Origin of the sequence: Enterococcus rivorum, from assembly GCF_001742285.1 — a bacterium.
Classification (GTDB): domain Bacteria; phylum Bacillota; class Bacilli; order Lactobacillales; family Enterococcaceae; genus Enterococcus_L; species Enterococcus_L rivorum.
Window position 1 is genome coordinate 23419 of sequence record NZ_MIEK01000027.1, and the last position, 21252, is coordinate 44670.

13 protein-coding genes and 2 pseudogenes are annotated in these 21252 nt (G+C 34.7%); 3 read left to right on the forward strand and 12 right to left on the reverse strand.

All coding sequences use genetic code 11. From position 1 onward, the window contains the following. Positions 1-704: 704 nt before the first annotated feature. From BCR26_RS10175 to BCR26_RS19135, 7 genes are all read right to left on the reverse strand, one after another. Positions 705-8276: a leucine-rich repeat protein gene (locus BCR26_RS10175; protein WP_069698881.1), complete on the reverse strand. Its 7572-nt coding sequence runs from the start codon at positions 8274-8276 to the stop codon at positions 705-707. 955 nt (positions 8277-9231) lie between these two features. Then, entirely contained in the window at positions 9232-10407 is a 1176-nt protein-coding gene (locus BCR26_RS10180) for an InlB B-repeat-containing protein (protein WP_069698882.1), read from the reverse strand. A gap of 3 nt (positions 10408-10410) precedes the next feature. Beyond that, positions 10411-10743: a hypothetical protein gene (locus tag BCR26_RS10185; RefSeq protein WP_069698883.1), complete on the reverse strand. Its 333-nt coding sequence runs from the start codon at positions 10741-10743 to the stop codon at positions 10411-10413. 81 nt (positions 10744-10824) lie between these two features. Continuing rightward, the gene (locus BCR26_RS18540) at positions 10825-10980 is read right to left on the reverse strand and encodes a hypothetical protein (RefSeq protein ID WP_169818884.1); all 156 of its coding nucleotides are present in this window, start codon (positions 10978-10980) and stop codon (positions 10825-10827) included. Positions 10981-11157: 177 nt separating this feature from the next. Continuing rightward, complete coding sequence (bla, locus tag BCR26_RS10190; RefSeq protein ID WP_069698884.1) at positions 11158-12012, reverse strand: subclass B1 metallo-beta-lactamase; 855 nt, start codon at positions 12010-12012, stop codon at positions 11158-11160. Positions 12013-12326: 314 nt separating this feature from the next. Continuing rightward, on the reverse strand, positions 12327-12605 hold the full coding sequence (locus tag BCR26_RS10195) for a zinc ribbon domain-containing protein (protein WP_069698885.1): 279 nt from the start codon (positions 12603-12605) through the stop codon (positions 12327-12329). Positions 12606-12742: 137 nt separating this feature from the next. Further along, positions 12743-12868, reverse strand: a complete 126-nt coding sequence (locus BCR26_RS19135) for a hypothetical protein (protein ID WP_281186490.1) — start codon at positions 12866-12868, stop codon at positions 12743-12745. Between the two features lie 677 nt (positions 12869-13545). Here BCR26_RS19135 and BCR26_RS10200 point away from each other — a divergent pair. Beyond that, positions 13546-13749, forward strand: coding sequence for a hypothetical protein (locus BCR26_RS10200; protein WP_069698886.1), 204 nt, complete (start codon positions 13546-13548; stop codon positions 13747-13749). Between the two features lie 2288 nt (positions 13750-16037). After that, a complete protein-coding gene (locus BCR26_RS10205; RefSeq protein WP_069698887.1) occupies positions 16038-16718 on the forward strand; it encodes a Crp/Fnr family transcriptional regulator in 681 nt (226 codons plus the stop codon). 628 nt (positions 16719-17346) lie between these two features. On the opposite strand, the gene BCR26_RS19140 is transcribed toward BCR26_RS10205, so the two are convergent. Further along, positions 17347-17469 (reverse strand): hypothetical protein, encoded by a 123-nt coding sequence (locus BCR26_RS19140; protein ID WP_275950783.1) that lies wholly within the window; start codon positions 17467-17469, stop codon positions 17347-17349. A 260-nt stretch (positions 17470-17729) separates the two neighbouring features. After that, complete coding sequence (locus BCR26_RS18765) at positions 17730-17885, reverse strand: hypothetical protein (protein WP_211272300.1); 156 nt, start codon at positions 17883-17885, stop codon at positions 17730-17732. A gap of 203 nt (positions 17886-18088) precedes the next feature. Between BCR26_RS18765 and BCR26_RS10210 the strand changes: the two genes are divergently transcribed. After that, positions 18089-18976, forward strand: coding sequence for a glycosyltransferase (locus tag BCR26_RS10210; protein WP_069698888.1), 888 nt, complete (start codon positions 18089-18091; stop codon positions 18974-18976). A gap of 33 nt (positions 18977-19009) precedes the next feature. Here the strand turns inward: BCR26_RS10210 and BCR26_RS10215 are convergent. The 3 genes and pseudogenes from BCR26_RS10215 to BCR26_RS18045 all read right to left on the reverse strand — a co-directional run. After that, positions 19010-20320, reverse strand: a pseudogene (locus tag BCR26_RS10215) (ISL3 family transposase). Positions 20321-20503: 183 nt separating this feature from the next. Continuing rightward, on the reverse strand, positions 20504-20875 hold the full coding sequence (locus BCR26_RS10220; RefSeq protein WP_069698889.1) for a VOC family protein: 372 nt from the start codon (positions 20873-20875) through the stop codon (positions 20504-20506). 272 nt (positions 20876-21147) lie between these two features. After that, positions 21148-21252, reverse strand: a pseudogene (locus tag BCR26_RS18045) (IS30 family transposase); the annotation flags it as partial.

Consider the following 21252-nt stretch of genomic DNA (forward strand, 5'->3'; position numbering starts at 1 on the left):
GTTAATAAACTGAAACTAATAAAGCAAATTATTTTTAGCCGTGGTCATTTTAAGACATTAGCCAAGAAAGCTTTTTCGAACGATTAGCAACGAACTTTAGAAAGAACCATTTAGCAACTATTTAATAGACAGTTAACTAAAGTGTATCAGTAATCTAAAAAAAAAGTTAGTTCCCTGCGAACTTTGATTTGTAGTAAAATAGAGTGTACTTAATTTAGTACCCCTCCCTGATAGTATCATTATTTACTAATAGTAGGAGGATTTATGCAATGCTATGATTTATTCTTATTTCAAATGGAAAAATAGACGCAAAAAATACACATATTAAACCATTAAACGCGCTTTTTATTTTTCTATGGTTTTAAATTCCTATGAGGACATGAAAAAATGAATTTTTCTGATCAATCAATTCATTGAGATAAGATAAGATAAGATAAGATAAGATAAGATAAGATAAGAAAAAAAGCCAGAAAAAACATTATTTTTTCTGACCGTTCTTCAATTTGGCTAATCAATCCTGTTTGTCAATAAGCAAAATAAATCTATAGAAATGCTTTTATTTTATACTCTCAAAAATACAAACAATGGAATCAGAAAACCAACTCTTCTAATCAAGCTTCCTTATTATCATTCCTAGTAGAAATTTCTGTACAGGGTCAGAGCCAGTAAACACTCATATACAGAAACTATGTTAATTTCCTACACTACTCAACTTCTACATGAATAACTGAAGAATAGTCACTTATATTCTCCTTCTTCAAATTGAACACAACATCTAATTGACTACCACGCTGTTGTTTCTCTGTTAATGTAACTTTATAGCTACCTTTCTCATTTACAACTCCAGAACCTACTTCTTTCCCTTCTTGCGTTTTTATTGTAACTGTTGCACCTGAAATAGCCGTACCTGTTACCTGCAGCTCATCACTTTTCAAGCGATTCACGCTTGTGGCTTTAATAACTCTCGGACTATCCGTTTCGTTAACGTATTTCAGCTCATCTTTTGTTATTTGATATATGACAACCTGCTCTTGGTTAGCCACAGGTTGATTTGTCTTTGTATCAACTATGCTTAGTCGTAAAGGTTCTTGGTGAAACACCATGACGTAGTCTCCTTCTTCTAACTGAATATACGTCTGCTTATCTTGGACAACTTGATCCCCAACAAAGTCTTTCCAATATTTTACATGTTGATTTTTGTTTTGAATCAATATGGCCGCATACGTTCTGTTCGGAAAATACAAATGTGGTGTTCCGCCATGCCCTGGATTCATTTCCTTAATATGAGCCCATTTTTGTCCTGGTGATACGTTTAAAACAGGTAAATTCATACTGGCAAATATTCGTTGATTACCGCTTCCCATCAACCCTTGAAACACGAATTCGCAATCTGTAAGAAGCAATTGATATTGAAATTTCAATATCCCCGAAGAATACGAATAGAGGGGTTCGTCATTATGAATAATTGTAACATGCGCTTGATAATTTCCACTATCCGCCTCCGTTGGTTTCGTTAGTGTCAAAGAACCTGTGGCGTTGTTTGGAAGCAATTGCCCATCTTTGGTCCAATTCACGTTAGGGATAAAGTCAAGAGCACTTTCTTCATTTATGAAACTAAATCCCTGATATGTCACTGTTTCAGGAGTTGTTTGATGGATTTTTTGGTCTCCTCCTATACCAACACCTAGCGTCCCTTTATTTACAGACAATTTAGAGGCAAACATGGCTTGTTGCGACGGATCAAACACAACCACTTTCTTTTGAGAGGACTCTAAAAATTGCCCACTTAAAACGCTCACTTTCGGGACAGACAACACCTCTAATTTTGGTGTGTTGGTAAAACAATAGTTTCCTATCGTCGTCACTTCCGGGATTTGTAGATCGCTTAATGATACGGCATCCACAAACACATTGTCCCCTATTTTTTTGGCTTTTGGCGCTACGAATCGAGTCAGATTAGGCATATTTTTAAACGTACGCGTACCTATCGTCTCCAATTCTGGGAACGTCAACTCTGTCATACTCGTCCCTTCAAACGCACCAGTATCTTTGATTTCTTTCAGTTTTGGCGCACTGACTGCGCGTAACGTCGTTACTTCATAGAAAGCTCCTTGACTAATTGATTCCACCTTCGGTAGAGTGACCTCACTCAGTTTGGTTTGGTAAAAGGCATTTATACCAATCGTTTTCACTTCTGGCAACTGCACTTCTTTTAAACTAGTCGCTCCTGAAAAAGCACTATTTCCTATTGTTGTCGCATTAGGAAAAGTTCCCTTTTCTAGTTGACTGAACCCACTCGCAAAATTTGGCGGCAACTGTATAAGGTTCCCTGTTACTTCTTTGGCGGCCAACTGTCTGTCCTTAGGGATCACACTCCCATCATCCGCTAACGTTCCATTCACCACCACTTTACTGGCTTTTCTTTCCTCATCTGTCAATCGACTGACGATATCTACCCATTTTTCACCTGTTCCTTGGATTGTTAACACACCGTTTACTACAGTAGGAACATAGTCAGATTGAAATTTATAGGTGCCAGAAGAACAAGCATATATTTCTTGTCCCTTACGGAAAATCACTAGGTGTGCTTGGTATGTTCCGCTATCCGCCTCCGTTGGTTTCGTTAGTGTCAAAGAACCTGTGGCGTTGTTTGGAAGCAATTGCCCATCTTTGGTCCAATTCACGTTAGGGATAAAATCAAGAGCACTTTCTTCATTTATGAAAGTAAATCCCTGATATGTCACTGTTTCAGGAGTTGTTTGATGGATTTTTTGGTCTCCTCCTATACCAACACCTAGCGTCCCTTTATTTACAGACAATTTAGAGGCAAACATGGCTTGTTGCGACGGATCAAACACAACCACTTTCTTTTGAGAGGACTCTAAAAATTGCCCACTTAAAACGCTCACTTTCGGGACAGACAACACCTCTAATTTTGGTGTGTTGGTAAAACAATAGTTTCCTATCGTCGTCACTTCCGGGATTTGTAGATCGCTTAATGATACGGCATCCACAAACACATTGTCCCCTATTTTTTTGGCTTTTGGCGCTACGAATCGAGTCAGATTAGGCATATTTTTAAACGTACGCGTACCTATCGTCTCCAATTCTGGGAACGTCAACTCTGTCATACTCGTCCCTTCAAACGCACCAGTATCTTTGATTTCTTTCAGTTTTGGCGCACTGACTGCGCGTAACGTCGTTACTTCATAGAAAGCTCCTTGACTAATTGATTCCACCTTCGGTAGAGTGACCTCACTCAGTTTGGTTTGGTAAAAGGCATTTATACCAATCGTTTTCACTTCTGGCAACTGCACTTCTTTTAAACTAGTCGCTCCTGAAAAAGCACTATTTCCTATTGTTGTCGCATTAGGAAAAGTTCCCTTTTCTAGTTGACTGAACCCACTCGCAAAATTTGGCGGCAACTGTACAAGGTTCCCTGTTACTTCTTTGGCGGCCAACTGTCTGTCCTTAGGGATCACACTCCCATCACCCGCTAACGTTCCATTCACCACCACTTTACTGGCTTTTCTTTCCCCAGGTGTCAATTGACTGACGAGATCTATCCATTTTTCTCCTGCTCCTTGAATCGTTAGCACACCATTTACTACCGTTGGAACATAGTCAGACTGAAATGTATACATCCCCGAAGAACAAGTGTATACTTCTTGTTCCTTTTGGGAAATCGCTAGGTGTGCTTGGTACTTTCCACTATCCGCTTCCGCTGGTTCCTTGATGGTTAAGGAGCCTGTGGTGGCGTTTGGAAGCAATTGTTCATTTTTGGTCCAATGGATGTTAGACACAAAATCAACAGCACTTTCTTCGTTAATGAAGACAAATCCATTATAGGACACCGTTTCTGGAGACGATTGTTCCACTCGTTGCTCTTTTCCAACCCCAACGCCTAACGTTCCTCTACTACTAGACAACCGCGATTCAAATAGAATCTGACGAGCAGGATCAAACACCACCACTTTCTTTTGAGAGGATTCTAAAAATTGTCCACTTAAAATGCTCACTTTCGGGAGATTTAGCACCTCCATTTTCGGTGTGTTGGTAAAACAATAGTTTCCTATTGTCGTCACTTCTGGTAGTTGCAGATCGGTTAATAACACGGCATCCACAAACACATTGTCCCCAATACTCTTGGCTTTTGGTGCTACGAATCGAGTCAGAGTAGACATATTTTTAAACGCACCTGTTCCTATGGTCTGCACAAGGGGAAACGCCATTTCATTTATCCCTGTTGTCCCTTCAAAGGCATTGTTTCCTATTTTTGTTGCATTCGGAAAATTCACCTTTTCCAAGTGTGTAAAGTCCTTCGCAAAATTTGACGGTAGTTGAGGCAAATTGCCTGTTAATTCTTTTGCCATTAGGCTCTGTTCTTTTGATATGACACTCCCATCATCCGATAAAACGCCATTCACTATCACCTTATTAGCTTGTCGTTCTTCCTTCGTCAACCCATTTAGGATATCTATCCATTTCTCCCCTGTTGCATGAATGGTTAACTCTCCATTCAAAAGCTGATATCCAACGAGTATCGTAATAACCGACGTGGATTCTTTAAGGCTTACAGAGACAGATAACTTAGAACCATGTACCGGTTTTTCTGACAATCTCACTTCATAACGGCCCGTCTGATCTGTCACACTCCGTCCTAGTTCTTTCCCACTCTCTGTTCTTACGACTATCGTTGACCCTGCAACTGCTGTTCCAGAAACTTGAGAGTCCTCCGTAGTCACCGGGTTACTTGTCGTTGCCTTCACAACCGTTGGACTATTGGTTGGATCAACATAGGTTAACGTGTCTTTAGTGAGTTGATAGGTGATACTTTGCTGCTCCTTGCTCAGAGATTCATTGTTCTTTCTATCCATAATACTTAGATGAGAGGCTTCCTGATGAAACGTTGTGATATAATCGCCTTCTTCTAATTTGACCGTCTCTTTTCCAGGCACAATCGATGTATCTCCAATAAAATCTTTCCAATATTTTACGTTTTTATCTTTATCTTGGATTAAAATCGCTGCATAGGTCTGGTTCTCAAAATCATGACTAGGTGGGACAGTCGTTGATTCTCCTAATTGAGTAACACGAAGTTCTTTTTTATTCCCCATTATACGAATATTCGCAAACATCTTAGCGCTCCCTAGTGTCCCTCCTCCTCGAAATTCATATTCAACAGTATCTGTCACAGCTTCTTTGAATCGTTGAGCAGGTTGATTGGTGTCTTTATTTTGGAGGGTAAGCGTCCTCTTATTGTCGTTCTTTTCAGTGCCTACCTCCATTACTTTCCCAGAGCTACTATAGCTTTCAATCCTTACACCACCTTCTACAGCATCTATTATTCGCCAAAATTGATGGTCTAGTTGTTTATTTTCTGACGAAATGATTCTCATCGGATTTTTTTCATCGACACTCATAACGGAACGATCTCGCCTATTAACAAATTGATACGCTTGTTTCTTCGCATCATAACTTATTTCTATAAAGTCTCCCACATCATTGGTAAATGGTTGTAAGTACACTTCAGTGCCTAACATATCCCCAATCCTTAGTACTTCCTCTGGATACTTCACTGAATTGAAACAGAGAAGTTGATTATGATATGGAGCTAAAGTGGTGCCTTGAACTTTCGGGCTCTTCAACGCTCGATTCTCTTTCCCTACCCTTGGAAACACTTCATAGTCATAGCTAGTAGCTGGTTTCAAGGCTTGATCAGAAAACGTCGTTGCTTCACCATCTACCGTCGCAATTAATTGCCCTCCACGATAAATATCATGTACCAACCGACCTTTTAAGCGTTCTAAATCATTGGTATTTGTCCATTGAATGGACACTAACGATTGTTTGGTGTCGATAATTTTTATCTCTTTACTATCATTTGGTGGCGCGGTAATAATAAAGGTTATCCCCTCATTTAAAGGATTCCCATCCTCATCAAGAGGCACAATAGTAAAAATATGTTCTTCCCCTGGCGTCAACTCAACGTCAATCGATGTCGTCTCTTTATCTTTATGACTATTTATACCCGGAATCCAGCCGAAAACACCGCCAGAGAGTCCACTGAAAAGACCAGAAATATGGAATCCTGAGGGGGATAATCCTGAAAACAAATTACCAAAGTGAATCGTAGCATGTGTCGACGTTATATTTTGGACTTGATCCTTATTTTTGTCTTTATCCTTTTCGTCTTCTTCATCCGATCGTTTGAGCACTACTTTATTGCTGGCCACCGACTCATTCCCTGAAGGATCGAATGCCGTCATCGTATACGTATACGTCTTCCCTTCTTCCAGTGTAGAATCATAAAAGAAGGTACTCCCATCTGTAATGGTAAAAAGTTTCGTCGCCTTAGAGGAGGTATCTTCTCTTTTTAGTTGGACCTTGGCTACTTCATCATTGTCAGTTGGTTGTGGCCACGACATTTTTACGACAGAAGCATACGTTCTTTTACCTTTCAGATCCCCCTGTAATTGAGGAGGCTCGGTATCCTTCGTTTTTACAATAAGAGATTTGCTTTGTGAAGATTCGTTCAACGCCTCGTCTATACTCGTCACTTGAAACCTATACTCTGTAAATGGTTTCAACCCGTCAACCACCACTTTTATTGGTCCATTGGGTTCTGTTGGTTGTTCTATTGTTTTGATAGGATCATATTCTCCCAACTCATAAATAATGTATTTATCTACCCCTATATCGTCTGTCGATGGCTCAAAGGTAAAGGTGACGCTCGTTCCTGTCGTCTCAAGTTCTGTTAGCTTTTGTGGAACGGTTGGAGGAGTACGGTCAAACAAATTCTCTAGAAAGCGGTTCGTTTCAGGAACATTCTTTTTAAAGGTTTCCCTCACAGCCGGATCAGGATAGAATTTGTGTGCAAATGCCTCACACATAAATTCTTCTGAGCTATCACGTATCACATCAGGACCTTGAAACGATTCAATAAGTTTGTCTTTTTCTTTGAGCATCAGCCCGTCTATAGTTTTAGTAAATGTTTTTTCTGGGGTTCCATCTATCCTCATCATTTTACTGTCTCTGAAATAAGCGCTATACTTGATTAGGTGATGAAAATATTCATGTAAAATAACCTCTGTAAATTCTTCATTGATTTTATTTTTTACTACTGTAGTTAATGTATCGGATAGTGCTCCTGCCTCGTAATTAAAATTGACATTACTAATGCTACGAGTATCTTCACCACCACCAATTTTTGCCGTATGAATCGAAGTACCACGTTCTGCCCCGCTGATATTAGTTCTGTCATCAAAATATTCTCTTAAATCAGCCGGATCAGGGTACACTTCTCTATATTCATCTATCATACGCGTATTCACTCCTGGCCCACTGGATAAGATTAATTCCCAGCCTTCCGTTGCATCTCTTGCCACAACAGGAACCCCCTTAATACTCTCAATAAGATGATCCACTACGATCGGCGCATTCGAAACAACCATTCCTGCATTCAACCCATAGGGGACTAAATCAAACTTTTTCAGGCGCACCTCATCTACCCCATTTATTTTGGCTCCCAGCTCTTTTGACAATTGCTTTGATGCTTTATCTATATCCGCCGGATCCATTAATTTACCCGCCATGCCAACTTTAGTATCATTGTCATATAACCCTTTCCGAGTGTACTGAATCGCTGTGTTTCGTTGTAACATGAATACAGGGTTGGGGGCGGATAGAGGGCTTATACGGATTAATTTCGTATGAGCTGGTACTTTTAGCGCTAAGATTATTACTTCTCCTTTAGTTTCATCTAATTCTTCAGGTTGTAAGCTCCCTACAAAATATCCATGGTCAATCCCAAAAGGAGTGTCTTTTAGCATCAAATTGTAAAATTGTGCTGGTTCCTTCGCAAAATACTTATTCGCTATTCTAAAATCTTTTGCTGAAAAATTTGCGTATAGCATTATACTTTCTGACGTTTCAGTGATAAATTGTTTATCTAGATTCTTCAATTCCTCTGGATTATCATACATCTCTTCAGCGGTATTCAAATATTTACGACGCAATAGATTATTAATTTCCAGTAGATTCCGCCGATTCTCTTTTGTGTTCATAACATCAACAGTTGTGGGAAAGTTTCGGTTACTCCAATCCAATGCCTCTTTAGGTTTATTAGCAAAGTCCAATACATTTTCCTCACCGGACGTATCCAGAAGATTGCTTATTGACAACCTTGTACTCGTATCTGTTAAAAACTTATCCCCTTTTTCAGACGCTTCAATATCTTGAACGTTTGTTGTAATCATGATTAAAAACAGAATCATATAGAATATAAAACAGATATAACTTCTTTTTTTCGTTTATTTACTCCATCCTGTGTACAATTTTTTATTCTATAGTTATCACTAGTTTACTACTTTCCTTTCTCAAAATTTTTGGTCTATAAAAAAGAATAATCTTACCTTAAAAGGAAATAAAGTTCTCTATGAACAAAAACCACAAAAAAAGAAGTAGTGTCACCACGTGGTCCTAGGATATCTAGTGTTGATAACAGATGCCATTAACACTTTTTCCCCTGAATAATGTCTTCATTGTTAACAAGAAAACAACCGAACCATTATCAAATTAAAATGGAAAAGATGCTGATTTTAGTCAATGATGTAAGTAAATACAAAACTGTGTCCGAATCCAAAAACAAAAATCTCTCTGTAAAAGCTATACTAGGAACTTTCCTGACAAATCAACGTTGACCGATTGCCATTACACCTCGAGTTAGACTATAAATATACAGAAAATTGAAGAAAAACGTTTACGCCAGCGATTGAAATGTCTCTACAACAATCATTTATCAAATGAATATCTTATCATAACCAGGCTTCTAACCTGCTCTTAAATTTCTGCCCAGTTTATTTTCTACCTTGCTTAAAAATATAATCTAAGGATTCCTCATTAACTTCTTTGCGTTCATTTTAATTCTCATTTTTCTTAAACGAATTGATACTATTGTGAAATTTAGCAAGTTGAATTCGATTTTCACAATAAAATTAAGATTTTCAAGTTACTCAAGAACTTTATTGTAATGGAATAATTTAATATTATCGCCGATAGTAAAATTAAGCTAGACAACTAAAAAAGTCATTTGTGTTACACTCAAAATAGTTCCGACGAAAGAATTATAAGGAGTGAAGACAAATGACTTACACCAAATGAAGTCGTGATGATAGAGGCATATTTCAAAAATGAAGAACCTTTGTTAAATTATAGAGCCAATATATATAATTATTTTTTCTCTCTAACTATTTTTCTTTTTTTATACCAAAATAATAGACTAACTAAAACTATTAAGCTTCCAATTCCCTCAAATACGGTTATTTTCGATTCTCCCATATCTGGAAGCTCTTCAGACGTATTATTATTACCGGATGAATCCCCGCTTGTTGGGGTAACATTCGAACCATTTTCTTTCCATTGAGCATATAATGTAATATCACTTGTAGGCATTGTATCTACCTCAAACGACCAATTTATTCCGCTTCCATCTTGAACAGTATTCCATCCTAAAAATTCATGCCCCTCTCGAACTGGGTTTTCTGGTTGGGTCGCATGTTCTCCAGCTTCCAGAGTCTGTATCAAAGGAGCAGATCCTATTCCTCCATTTAAGTCAAAAAACAACTTATGGTAGATCACTTCATCTTTTTCCATATTTAATTGAACTTTATCAGTAGTTACTGCATTGTCACTACTATTAGGAAATATCCCTGTTCCTGTAGCTCTAACTTGTGCAAAAATAGTTCCTGATTTTATTATCTTGCCTGATTGAATATATTCGGTGATATCGACAGAATTGTTATTTGCATCTACATAATTAACTAAAATCATTTGATGTGCTAAGGAAAGCGAACTGTCATCACTAAGCGTTAGAACAGAAAATAAATCAATATCTTTTAAGTCATTCTCATTTGTTATGGTATAAGGACCAACATCTGGTTTCAACTGTAGTTTTCTTTGAGTAAACGGAGGTTCAACACTTAATCCCAATTTTGTTAGCTCGTCTTCATAATTAGTTGGTAATAAGTTGCTACTTAGATACAGGTAAGACAAATTTTTCAATTCTCCAATGTTTCCGGGTAAACTCGTCAATTGATTGTTATCCAAATATAATTCAGACAATTCTGTTAGATTTCCAATACTTTCTGGTAAGCTAGCCAACTGGTTGTTATCCAAATACAATTCCCTCAAACTAACTAAACTCCCGATAGTTTCTGACAAATTACTAAAATTATTATTTCGCAAGTACAAATATTCTAGACCAACTAAATTTCCGATACTCTCTGGCAAACTTGTCAATTGGTTGTCATCTAAGCGTACAAGTTCCAGATTAGTCAACACACCAATTCCTGTTATGTCTTGAATTCCTTTATTAGATGCATCTATTGTAGTGAGGTTATCAACCATTTCTTATGTTAATGGCGCATTGCTGTCTCCATTTGCCAATTCATCAGCAATAACTTGAGCAAACATTGTATCGGGAAAAATGCTTGCTATTGTTTCTCCGTTACTATTGCTTTTAGATGTGTCAGGGATATTTTGTTTAGCATTTATTGAACCACTCGAAGACAAAGAGTTCGTTTGTTCAGAACTTCCCTCTCCTTCTAAAAAAAATACCGAGTCCTCAGTTGAAAGTATTTTATTTTCTGTGTCTACTTCTTGGGCACGAACGCTTATAGCAAAAGGTAAACTTACTATCTGTAATAACAACATACTAGTACAAATTTGCCATACTTTTTTCATTATATCTCCTCTTTTCTAAAAAAATAAATATGTTTATCAATAAAATATAGTGCGTAATAAATAAAAGTACAAATAAAATACTCAGAAAACTAACCCTCTTTCATTTATAGCTGCAGAACCTACAACTTCTACCTCATTAGCTTTCATTGTAAATGTTGCACCTGAAATTACCGTATCTTTTATCTGTAACTCATCTTTTGTTCCTTGATACGTTAGAAATTGCTCTTGGTTAGTCACACACAGGTTAATTTAGCATACTAGCAACTATAATTGTTTTCCACTCATTATAACTTCGTATATTGATGATAACTTCTTATCGTGATATCGTTTACTTAACCAATTTTTAGATACGCTCTGTTCAGAATAAAAAATCTATTAGAAACTACCTCCGTTTACAAATCCTTAGTTCTATTATTATTTAGAATGTTCTTTAAGTTGTTCCTCAACAAGGCTTTTTGTATGATCTAATAAATCATACCCTCCTAGATTACCATGTCCAGGTATTACCCAATTTATCTGTTCCTCTGTATATTTTTCTTGCAATTTATTTATGGATTTTAGCCATTCTGGAATATCAGCATCTGCTATATTACCTAACGTTTTATCAGAATTATTTTTTGAAAAGCAGCCTGCAAAAAGAAGTTTATCTTTCTTATCATATATTGTGATATTGTCTTCCGTATGACCTTTACCAGGGTAATATATTTCAAGTGTCCTCCCATCTATTGTTAAAAAATCATTATTGCTTAAATCTCCTAGAGAATGAGCATATCCATCACTAACAGCTAACATGTCTGTTAATGGTGTTGAATGGACAGAAATATCCTCCTCTTGTAACGCTTTTATCCCGCCAACTCGATCATTATGGAAATGCGTTACAATCGCATCACTCACATTTTTATGAAACGTGTTTTTTAAAATAGCTAATAAGTCGCGTGTTTTTTTATCGTCCCAAGGAGTATCTATTAATATTAATCCACTGTTACCCACTAAAATTAGCCCATTTGCCGGATATTTTTGCCCATTAAATTCACCATACGCAGTATACACATATGTATCTTTTGTGAGTTTCCTAATCGAAAAAACATCGTCTGTATATAATATATTTTCTATATTCTTATTTTTGAAATCATCCAATTCAGATTCCATCTGTTGATTCTTTTCTGCTGCTTCTTTATTTGCATCTGCCAATCTCATTTTACAAATTGAGAATATTCCTATTATAAATACTAAAGAAACAATAATTACTAATGCCATTCTTCTTATCATAGATTGCTCCCATTTCTATTGGTTTCTAAGTAACTTTTTGTATCGCTCACCTATAAATATAAATAAAATGTATTGATCTGTTTTCTCGAAAAATCCTCATTTATATCAGAATACCAAAACTTGAATATTTTCCTTCATCAAACACATTTTTTTGAAAAAACTCATGACTAAACATTTAGAAAAATTTTACTTTTCTATTGTCAAAAATTCCAATGCTTTATTTCCTTCTCACTGTTAAGGGCTTAACATATCTCTTTATGTGTTTAAAAATGTTTTCTATGATTAAAAATTAATTTAGCTGAATTATCAAAAATCTATTTACTCCAACGTTCCAACTTTCTAACAAATTTTTTTGTGTACATTTTCTTCAAAAAAAATTTTTCAATTCGGCTTCTATCTGAATTTAAAAACCCTCGGTAGGATTTTTCATAGAAATCATCAAAAATAATATCCGGTTCTGTCCATGAACCATTTTGATAGCATAATTCACAATATTTATCAGACAGTGTTCCATCCCGCTCGCTACCAAAATCGTCTGTTTTTTTCATAGGTTTTCCACAAGAACCGCAATAGACCATTTTTTGTTTACCCATCTTACTCACAACCTTTCGGAAAATAATGCTAGAATAGTTATAGCGAGCTATCAGCTACCCTATCCAACAATTAACTCAATTTAAAGATTCATAAAAACTTGAGACTATTTGGACACCTTTAGAAAAAATTTTATTTTTCAAAGTGTTTCAACTATAATCAGCCTTTGAATTGTTGATTGCGTTCCTTCTTCATCAATCAAGCATTTCTCTGCAAGCGCTACGAGTCCTTCTTCAAAAACAGAGAACACAATAAAACAACCCATAATTTTGACAATGCTGCTCCCCTTGTTTTGCTCGTTGCTCAGATCTTTTTACCTACAAATAAAAAATATTCAAACGAGTGTCACGCTAAAATAAATATTTTTGAAGGTAGATTCATTACGGTTAGTTTACCAAATTTTCTAATAATAAAAAGTTCTTGAAGAAGCCTTGGTTTTTAATATATTATCCATCAAATCGAAAAACTCGCATTGTTGAAAATAAAGATTCTCTTTTCTATCGAATCTCAAAAACAGTAGATGTTAATGATTTTTGGGAAATACCAAAAATAACTTTTCAGCTAGAAAAAAAGCAACGATCAAATATTAAAACTATACATATTTTGTAAAAGAAGTGTAATTGGTTTTATGTTAATTTTTTAAGTCCTTCAGGAACAGAAAAGGCTGTTTTCTGTGCCAGCGTTTTGCATGCTACAGGTTCAAAAAAGATAACAAGAAAAAAAAAAGCCCTAATCACTTGGGAAGATACTAGCGTGGTTAGGGTCTTTCATAGCAATTACAAAACAGAGTATAACAGTTTATAATCAAAAAAGAGAGTTCCCCACGAACTTTCATTTCAAAATCAATCAACTATACTCATAAAGTAAATAGCAATGGTACATTCCTAAATTATGTCTCCTCTGGGGGATATTTTAGAGCAAAGGTAATTGGAGGATAGTAAGATGAAATTGCAACTAGACGATCAGATAACGACATTTTCTATTCATGGAGAAGAAATAACAGGAAGAATCACAGCGATTTACAAATATACGTTAGTGGTTACGAATGAATTTGGAAGTCATTTAACAACAAAAAAATATTTAACCACACAAGGTTACTCTTTCCCAATATGGGAGAAAAAACATCGAATAACATTAAACAACTAATATAAAAGTAAAAAAGAAAGTTTGTTTTATGTTGAAATTTTTTTACCAGTTTACAAATATACTAAAAAAAGGTAGCAAGAATTTGATTGTTCCAAGGGGTATTTTCACTTTTAATTCGAAATGATACCCATAAAAAAACTGAAAATGAAGATAATATAAACGACACCGACAATCAAATAGAAAAAGAAGGACATTCTTTGGAAACTAGTGTATCTACTGATTGGAGAGAAACATGATGTTTTTTCATTAAAAATCCAGAGAACTATACACTATTATTTTATCAACATAGCTAGTACAGATTTGACAAAAAGTTTTGTTAGATATTCTAATGTTTTTTTTTAGATAGTAAACATAATTGCTCATAATTTGAGAACAGCAACAACCCATAAACTAGTCATAATGTTCTTCACGATCTTATGTCACTAGCGAAGTACGTTATAACAAAATTCCGTTAGTACAAAAAAAACTCTTGGTTCTAGAGATTCCTTTTACATCCAATTATAACTTTGGGTGTTTTTTACTTTGCCAATACGTACTGATGAGTTCAATCGAACAGTTTTATAATATCTGGTGTTAGTAAAAATTCACCGACATCTTTTAAAGAGAAAGAATAGAAAAGACATCTTGAATTCTTTTACAATTAAGCCGATAAAAAACAATTCAGAAGAAAATACTATATATTTTATCAAATAAAACCTAGATATTCTAGACCTAAATCTTACTTTTGGTAAAATTTATTTATCTCATAGAAAATGAATAGTAAAGTCTTTTGCAAAGCGTGTGGATAAGCCTTGAACTATCCCCTGAAAAATACCTTTATTCCAACTAGATTTATTGAAAAATATTTTTATTCCTACGATCGTCTAATGAGAGAAGTTATCCAATTGATTGTCATTGGTAAGTATACACCGTATTTGTTAGTAGCGAAAAAGCTTTTTCTTAATACCCAGCTAATCATTGGGCTATTCCACATCGTTTAACATATTAATCGTGTTTTTTTAATCATTGTATTCAAGTGATGAAAAGATTAAGTCAAAAAGACTATCACGAAATAAAACAATACTAACACTTAAAAAAGATTAGAAATTACCTTAGAAAAACGCCTGGCACTTAGAGGTCCAAAAGCAGGTTTGGGATAATAGTTTTAGGGCGCGTTTAACCGAATCCGAAGTGGCAGGTTAATTATTAAGCTAAAATCTTTATCAAGATTTTTTTATCTGCTATGCGCATGAAGGATGTAGAGTATTCTACCACTCTTTTAACTCAAGACTGTAGCTATAGAAATCATTCAGACCTTCAAAGCGTATCCAGAAAGAATTTTGAATGCGCTTAAACACTCTTACCTAAACGGAACATTAAAATGTTTGAACACACCTATTCAAGAATTTGAAGCGGAGCACGTATGAGTTTAGAAACTTTTATTATTTTAAACTAAGAATATTACTAAAATAGTAAAGAAACAGTTATTTGGGATTCCCTCGAAAAGAAGAAGCTAGCAATGTCTCTATAAAATTATGTTCTCTCCCTCTTAATATTCAACTTAATCTAGCTATCAACACTTGCTGACAAAGAACCCAGAAAGTTGTTGATCTTTATTTTGATTTTTTAATTTTGAATAAATATCGAAGTGTTACCCAGGAACGTTATTTATCGTAAAAAAAGTTATAATCAGTATTGCATCGTTTAAACGTGGAGCTAATGTATAATTTCAAATAGTAAAATTGGAGGGACAATCTAGCTACCACAAATAGAGGATCTGGTTTTTAGAAGTGATTTGCAAAAATGTAAACAATATTTCTGCACATTATCAATCAAGCCGAAGTATCTAAAGGCCATATTAATAAATATATTTATTAATATGAGAGTGAAATATATTTGAGAAAAAATTAAAATAATAAAGTTATTCTTAAAATAGAATATAATTAATAAATTCATCATACAAGGTGACTGTGTTTTATTTTGAAGTATTAAATGTTGTGCATTTTAGAATAAAAAATTTTGAATCTCATTTCAATAGTCAGTGATTGTCTGCTATAATTTTAATATGGGGAAACGCACTAGAATAAAGAATATTTTTTCATACAAGTATACTTAAGGATTAAAAAGATTGTACTGTTCCCTGAAATTATATCAGGAGATACAAATATCTAATTTTCACAAAAGTGTTTTATTTGTAAATTAATCTAAATATATTATAATTGATACATGAATAAAACCAAACGTTTTTTTGATGCTTAATTATAAAATAAATATTTTGAATAGGGGTAAGAATTATGAGGATGCTTACTATGAAGGAACTGGATGAAGCAAACAAAAAGTACAACTCTGATTTTGTTGAAAAAGTTAAAAAAACAGATGTGGGAGAAAATTTAAAACGTATTAAGATTAAAAAGAATGTTTATATAGATAGCCTCATCCAGCCTGGATTCATCTACTACATAGAAACGGGAGTCGTTTTGCGCTCTTTTGTAGATGCTGCCGGGAATATAAAAGCTATTGATATTTTGTGTGCACAGGAAGTTATGGGTTTGCGTTCTCTTATAGGCAGAGTTGGGGTTCAGCTTGAAATTAAGGCGTTAGAAGAAGTGACAATCCTTATTATTCCAGAAAAATTGATTCTTGCTAACCTACAAGATGCATATCATTTTCTGTGTTCTAATTTTCAATATACAATGTCAATTATGTATTTGCATTGGCAAGCGATGTTATCATTTGGTTCTGAGAGGATTAACTATGCATTGATAGCATTGGCCTACTACGTTGGAACTGAGAAGGATGGAGAATTTTTTTTCCCCCCGTATATTACACATGATGTAATTGCGAGCTTCGCCTCGGTAACACGCTCCTACGTTTCAAGGCATGTTTCTAAGCTGGCAGACGATGATATTTTAGTAAATCAAGCTAAAAAAATGAAAATAAAAGATATGGATACATTAATAAAAAACACACCAAACTATCAGTCTTTTTGATATAGATTCAAAAAGTCACTTGTTTATATTTAAAAGAGCATCTGATCCCTGTAATTAATTAGCCTTGTTTATGATTCTTCTTTTACAAGTATTGTTTCAGAACTTTTAGATATTTATATCCTAGTCTAATTTATAACAAATTGAATTGCGCAAGTACGCATTAATATAGGGACTTTTCCTTTTTAAATCCAAAGTATAAGAAAAAATCATTAAGCAAGTACGTTGTTCAATAATTTGATAGTGTTTTTTTGATTGAATAAGATTCATTTGAGTACTCCCATCAGCCTTTTTTCTTGCCAATGCTAATTCCGGACATATGTTTAAATTTCAGCTCATTGTCAACTAGTGTTGGTAGAAGAAAAATCAGTAGAATCGTGTCAAGGAAGAAAAAAATAGGCAGTGGGATTATTTCTCTGCAGTTTATTTCTTTTTCATGGGATTGGACAGGGTGATTCCTAAGGTTAATAGAATCCTCAGTTTAAAGTTATAGAAGCTTCCAAAGCCATATGCACTTCGTTTCAATAATTTAGCACCATTAGAGCATGGACTTTCAAATTATCCTCTCGATAGTGTTTAAATGTCTTGACGATTGTTGTGTATTTCTCCGACAAGTGAAAATAGTTTTATTCTAAAGCTCTTGAAACCATTGGGTTAGCTTAGAAATAAAACTATTTTTCAGTGTGCTTAGCTCTTGATCCTCTACACTATCTAGTAATTGCATAGTTTGTTCGTCCATTACAATAAAATTCATCGCATCCGCCTTGCTCCAGCAGATTTAAATTCAACAAAGCAAAGGGAACATCCGATAAGTAGTGGAGCTAGAAACATGTTCACATCACACAATCCCCTTCAAAAAAGTGTTTTCTCTTAGTTTCTCTGCAACGTAGAATTTGATCTGATCTACAATGATCCAATGGAGCTCAATCAAGGTAGGTTCCACTGGGAAGCTTCTATGACAGCTTTTACATAGGAATTTTTATTTTTTGAATCGGACATAGGTCTTGTGTTCACTCACATAATTAACCAGAGCCACGACCATTTTCCACTCATAGTTGATAATAGTTTCTGTTTTTCTTGTTGTGGATGCAAGCATTTTTCAGAAAAATAAGTCAAAGTACCAATAGACACTTTACGAATGTGTTCGCCTATTTTTTCGTATAATTCCAAAGTCAAATATTTTTTCGTTCCTCAGGAACTTCCTATCGGAATAATAGTTGATATAATCTATTTATAAGCATGCAAACGGTATACTATTAATTTCAGTTCTTTCTTGGTATTTATTAAAATAATTATAAATCTAAGCTCTTTATGGGGATTGGTGTTGCTGCTAATACTACGTTTAAGTTTGATTAAATAGAAGGAGAAAAATCGTGAGGAAAACTAGCAGTTATACGCATTACGTCCTAACTAGATTTAATCTCAGTTTGGATGAGATGAAAACAAAAAAAATCAATGTAAATTTAAATGAAAATTATTTAGAAAAGAGATTTGAATTGTTTAGAAAATATACTATTCCTTCCATAAAAGGGCAGACAACTAAAAATTTCATATGGGTAGTAATGTTCCATAAAAAAACACCAAAAAAATTTCTAAATCAAATCTTTGAAATGAAGCAAGAAATGTCTTTTTTTCACCCTATATTTATTGATGATAATGAAAATATAGAACGGATTCTAAACGAGTATCTCCTATCAAATAAATCTGAGGCTTATTTAACTTCAAGAATTGACAATGATGATAGTCTACACAAAGAATACATAGAAGTTGTTCAAAAAATATTAAGTAATTCAACTCAAAAAAAAGCAATATCTTTTCCTTACGGTATGCAATATTCAGAGAATCATCAAATTCTATCAAAATACATATTTGAACATAATCATTTTACAACGTTATTTTCAAAATACAACGGGGAAGATATTCTAGATACCATAAATAATTATAATCATATGACTTTATCCAGTCAAGTATCAGTAGACTCCATTATCCTAGATAAACCAATGTGGTTAGAGGTTGTTCACAAGGATAACATAAGTAATCGAATGAAATTTAGACGAAAAGACATCGTTGAAAGAAACAGTTTAATAAATGATTTTTCTTTGGATATAAGTATTCAAAAGCGTTCTGAAAGTAATTATTATTTGATTACTTTGTATTCTGTTTCTATGGGATTAATTAGACACATTAAGAAACATGGTTTTACTGCAATTTGTTACAAGATAAAAAAGCTCTTTGTAAAATTGGTGAAGAGAGACCAATAGAATAGTGTGAGTTAGAAAAAGTTTGTAGAGGGATCATTTCTCTAAAGGCTTTTTCTTTTTCATGGGATTGAAAAGGGTGGTTCCTAGGGTTAATAGAATTCTTAGCTTGAAGTTATAGAAGCTTCTAAAGCCATACGCATTTCGTTTCAATACTTTAATATGATTGTTCAAACACTCTAAGGAACCGTTAGAATATGGCTGTTCAAGTGCGTTTAAAATGCCCTCTTGATATTGTCTAAACGTCTTAATGGTTGTCGCATATTTCTCTGGTAGGTGAGAATAGTTTTGTTTTAAAAGCTCTTGAAACCAGTGAGAATCTTTCGTCCGAACCGCCGCTAGAAAATCTTGGTAGACACCATATCCTTGCTTGAGTTCTGGGCTATAAGAAAGCAAGCGGTCAACGACTTCTGATTCGGTCAAATGCACCCTAAAACTAGGATGCCAAACCTGTTTTTTATGCTCTAAATGCCAAGCATTTTTCTGAAGTAATTTCCAATACTTCTTTAAATGCTTGTAGTGTTGTTCTTCTTGATAATTTTTTCGATTCAGCTGATTCATCTGTTGAATTCGGTGCGTCAGAAAGGTACGTCCAATATGTTGCACAATATGGAAACGATCAATGATCAATTTTGCATTGGGAAAGAGCTCCTTTACAAGAGGCTTGTACATATCAATGACAATTAACTGAACCGCTGCTCTTGCTTCATACTCATAGGAATTAAAGTATTTTTTTAAAGAGTTCAGTTTTCGATCTTCTACAATGTCAAGTAATTCTTTGGTTTGCCCGTCCATTAAAATAAAACTCATCGCACCGGCACTTGCTCGAACAGATTTCAACTCATCAAAACAAAGAACGGTTGGTAGTGTTTTTTTCTTCTAAGAAAGAGGCGTATAAAAGTCTTTTAGTACTCGATAGATAGTGGTTGTAGAGACATGTTTGGCACGAGCAATCCCTGTCATAGAAGTATTTTCTTTCAGTTTCTCTGCAATGGAGAGTTTGACCCGACGCGCAATGGTGCAATGGCGTTCGGTCAAAGTCGATTCCGCAAGGAAGCTTCTATTACAGCTTTTACATAGGAATTTTTGTTTCTTAATGCGGTCATAGGTCTTATATTCACTGACATCATTGATCAAAACCATCACCTTTTTCCACCCATATTTGATAATCGTTTGGTTATTTTCTTGTTGGCAATGCAGACATTTTTCAGGAAAATAAGTCAGACTACCACTATAAACTTTACAAATATCTTCCCCTATTTTTTCATGAGTCAAACAATTTTCGGTAAAAATAAGGTTTAGGTCTAGAATATCGAGCGTTTCTTTGATAAGATTTGAGAGAGACATCTTCATTTCTCCTTTAGAGTGGTTTTGGTCGACTTTATTCTACAGGATTTGAAGGTGTCTGTCTTTTTTTTTGCAAAAAAGTGCTGGCGACATCTGCCACCAACACTAGATATTATAGAGCCTTTTTTTGTCGATTAAGTCGCAGTATGACTTTACTGAGTACATTAGATAATCAATTTTTAATTACACATGTTGATCGAATAATAACTTGTGTCCATCGGGATCTTTAATAAAGAAATAGCCTGCGTTCTCTCCATCCAATGATGCTCCTTCTTCCAATGAGTATCCTTCTTTTTCAATCTTCTTCGCAATTTCTCGAATATCTTCCATTCCTTCCTCTGTTTCTTTATTAGTATTCCATTTGGGGTTAAAAGTAAGAAAACCCTCTTCGAACATTCCTTGGAACAATCCAATTCTAGCTTCTCCATTTTGCAGGACACACCAATTTTGTTGCACATCTCCACTTACTTGTTTAAAGCCTAATGTCTCATAAAACTTCATAGAAGCATGTAAATCATTTACAGGAAAACTAACTGAAAAGTTCCCTAAATTCATATTCTCTCTCTCCTTGTAAAATATATTTCAAAACGATTAATATACTCGTTCTAAGTTATTGTAATAAAAATTTTTAAATACTACAAAATTTTTCGGACCAACCAGTCTAATTGTATGTATGACGAAGATAAAACCGAACGAAATGACGCCTTTAGAATCGCAGATTTCCTAAGAATTCAACAAATTATTACTTCATATGAAGTAACTCTGAATTGGCTAAAATAATTTTTTGGCCCCTTTTTGAACCATCCGATGGCCCCTTTTTCAGTTGCGTTTAACAATTTCATAAATACTTCCAAGGGTGTTTTGTAGTTTAGTGATTTTCTGGGAATATGGTTTCTTTTAGAAGCAACAGCGGACACAAACGCTTGATCCAC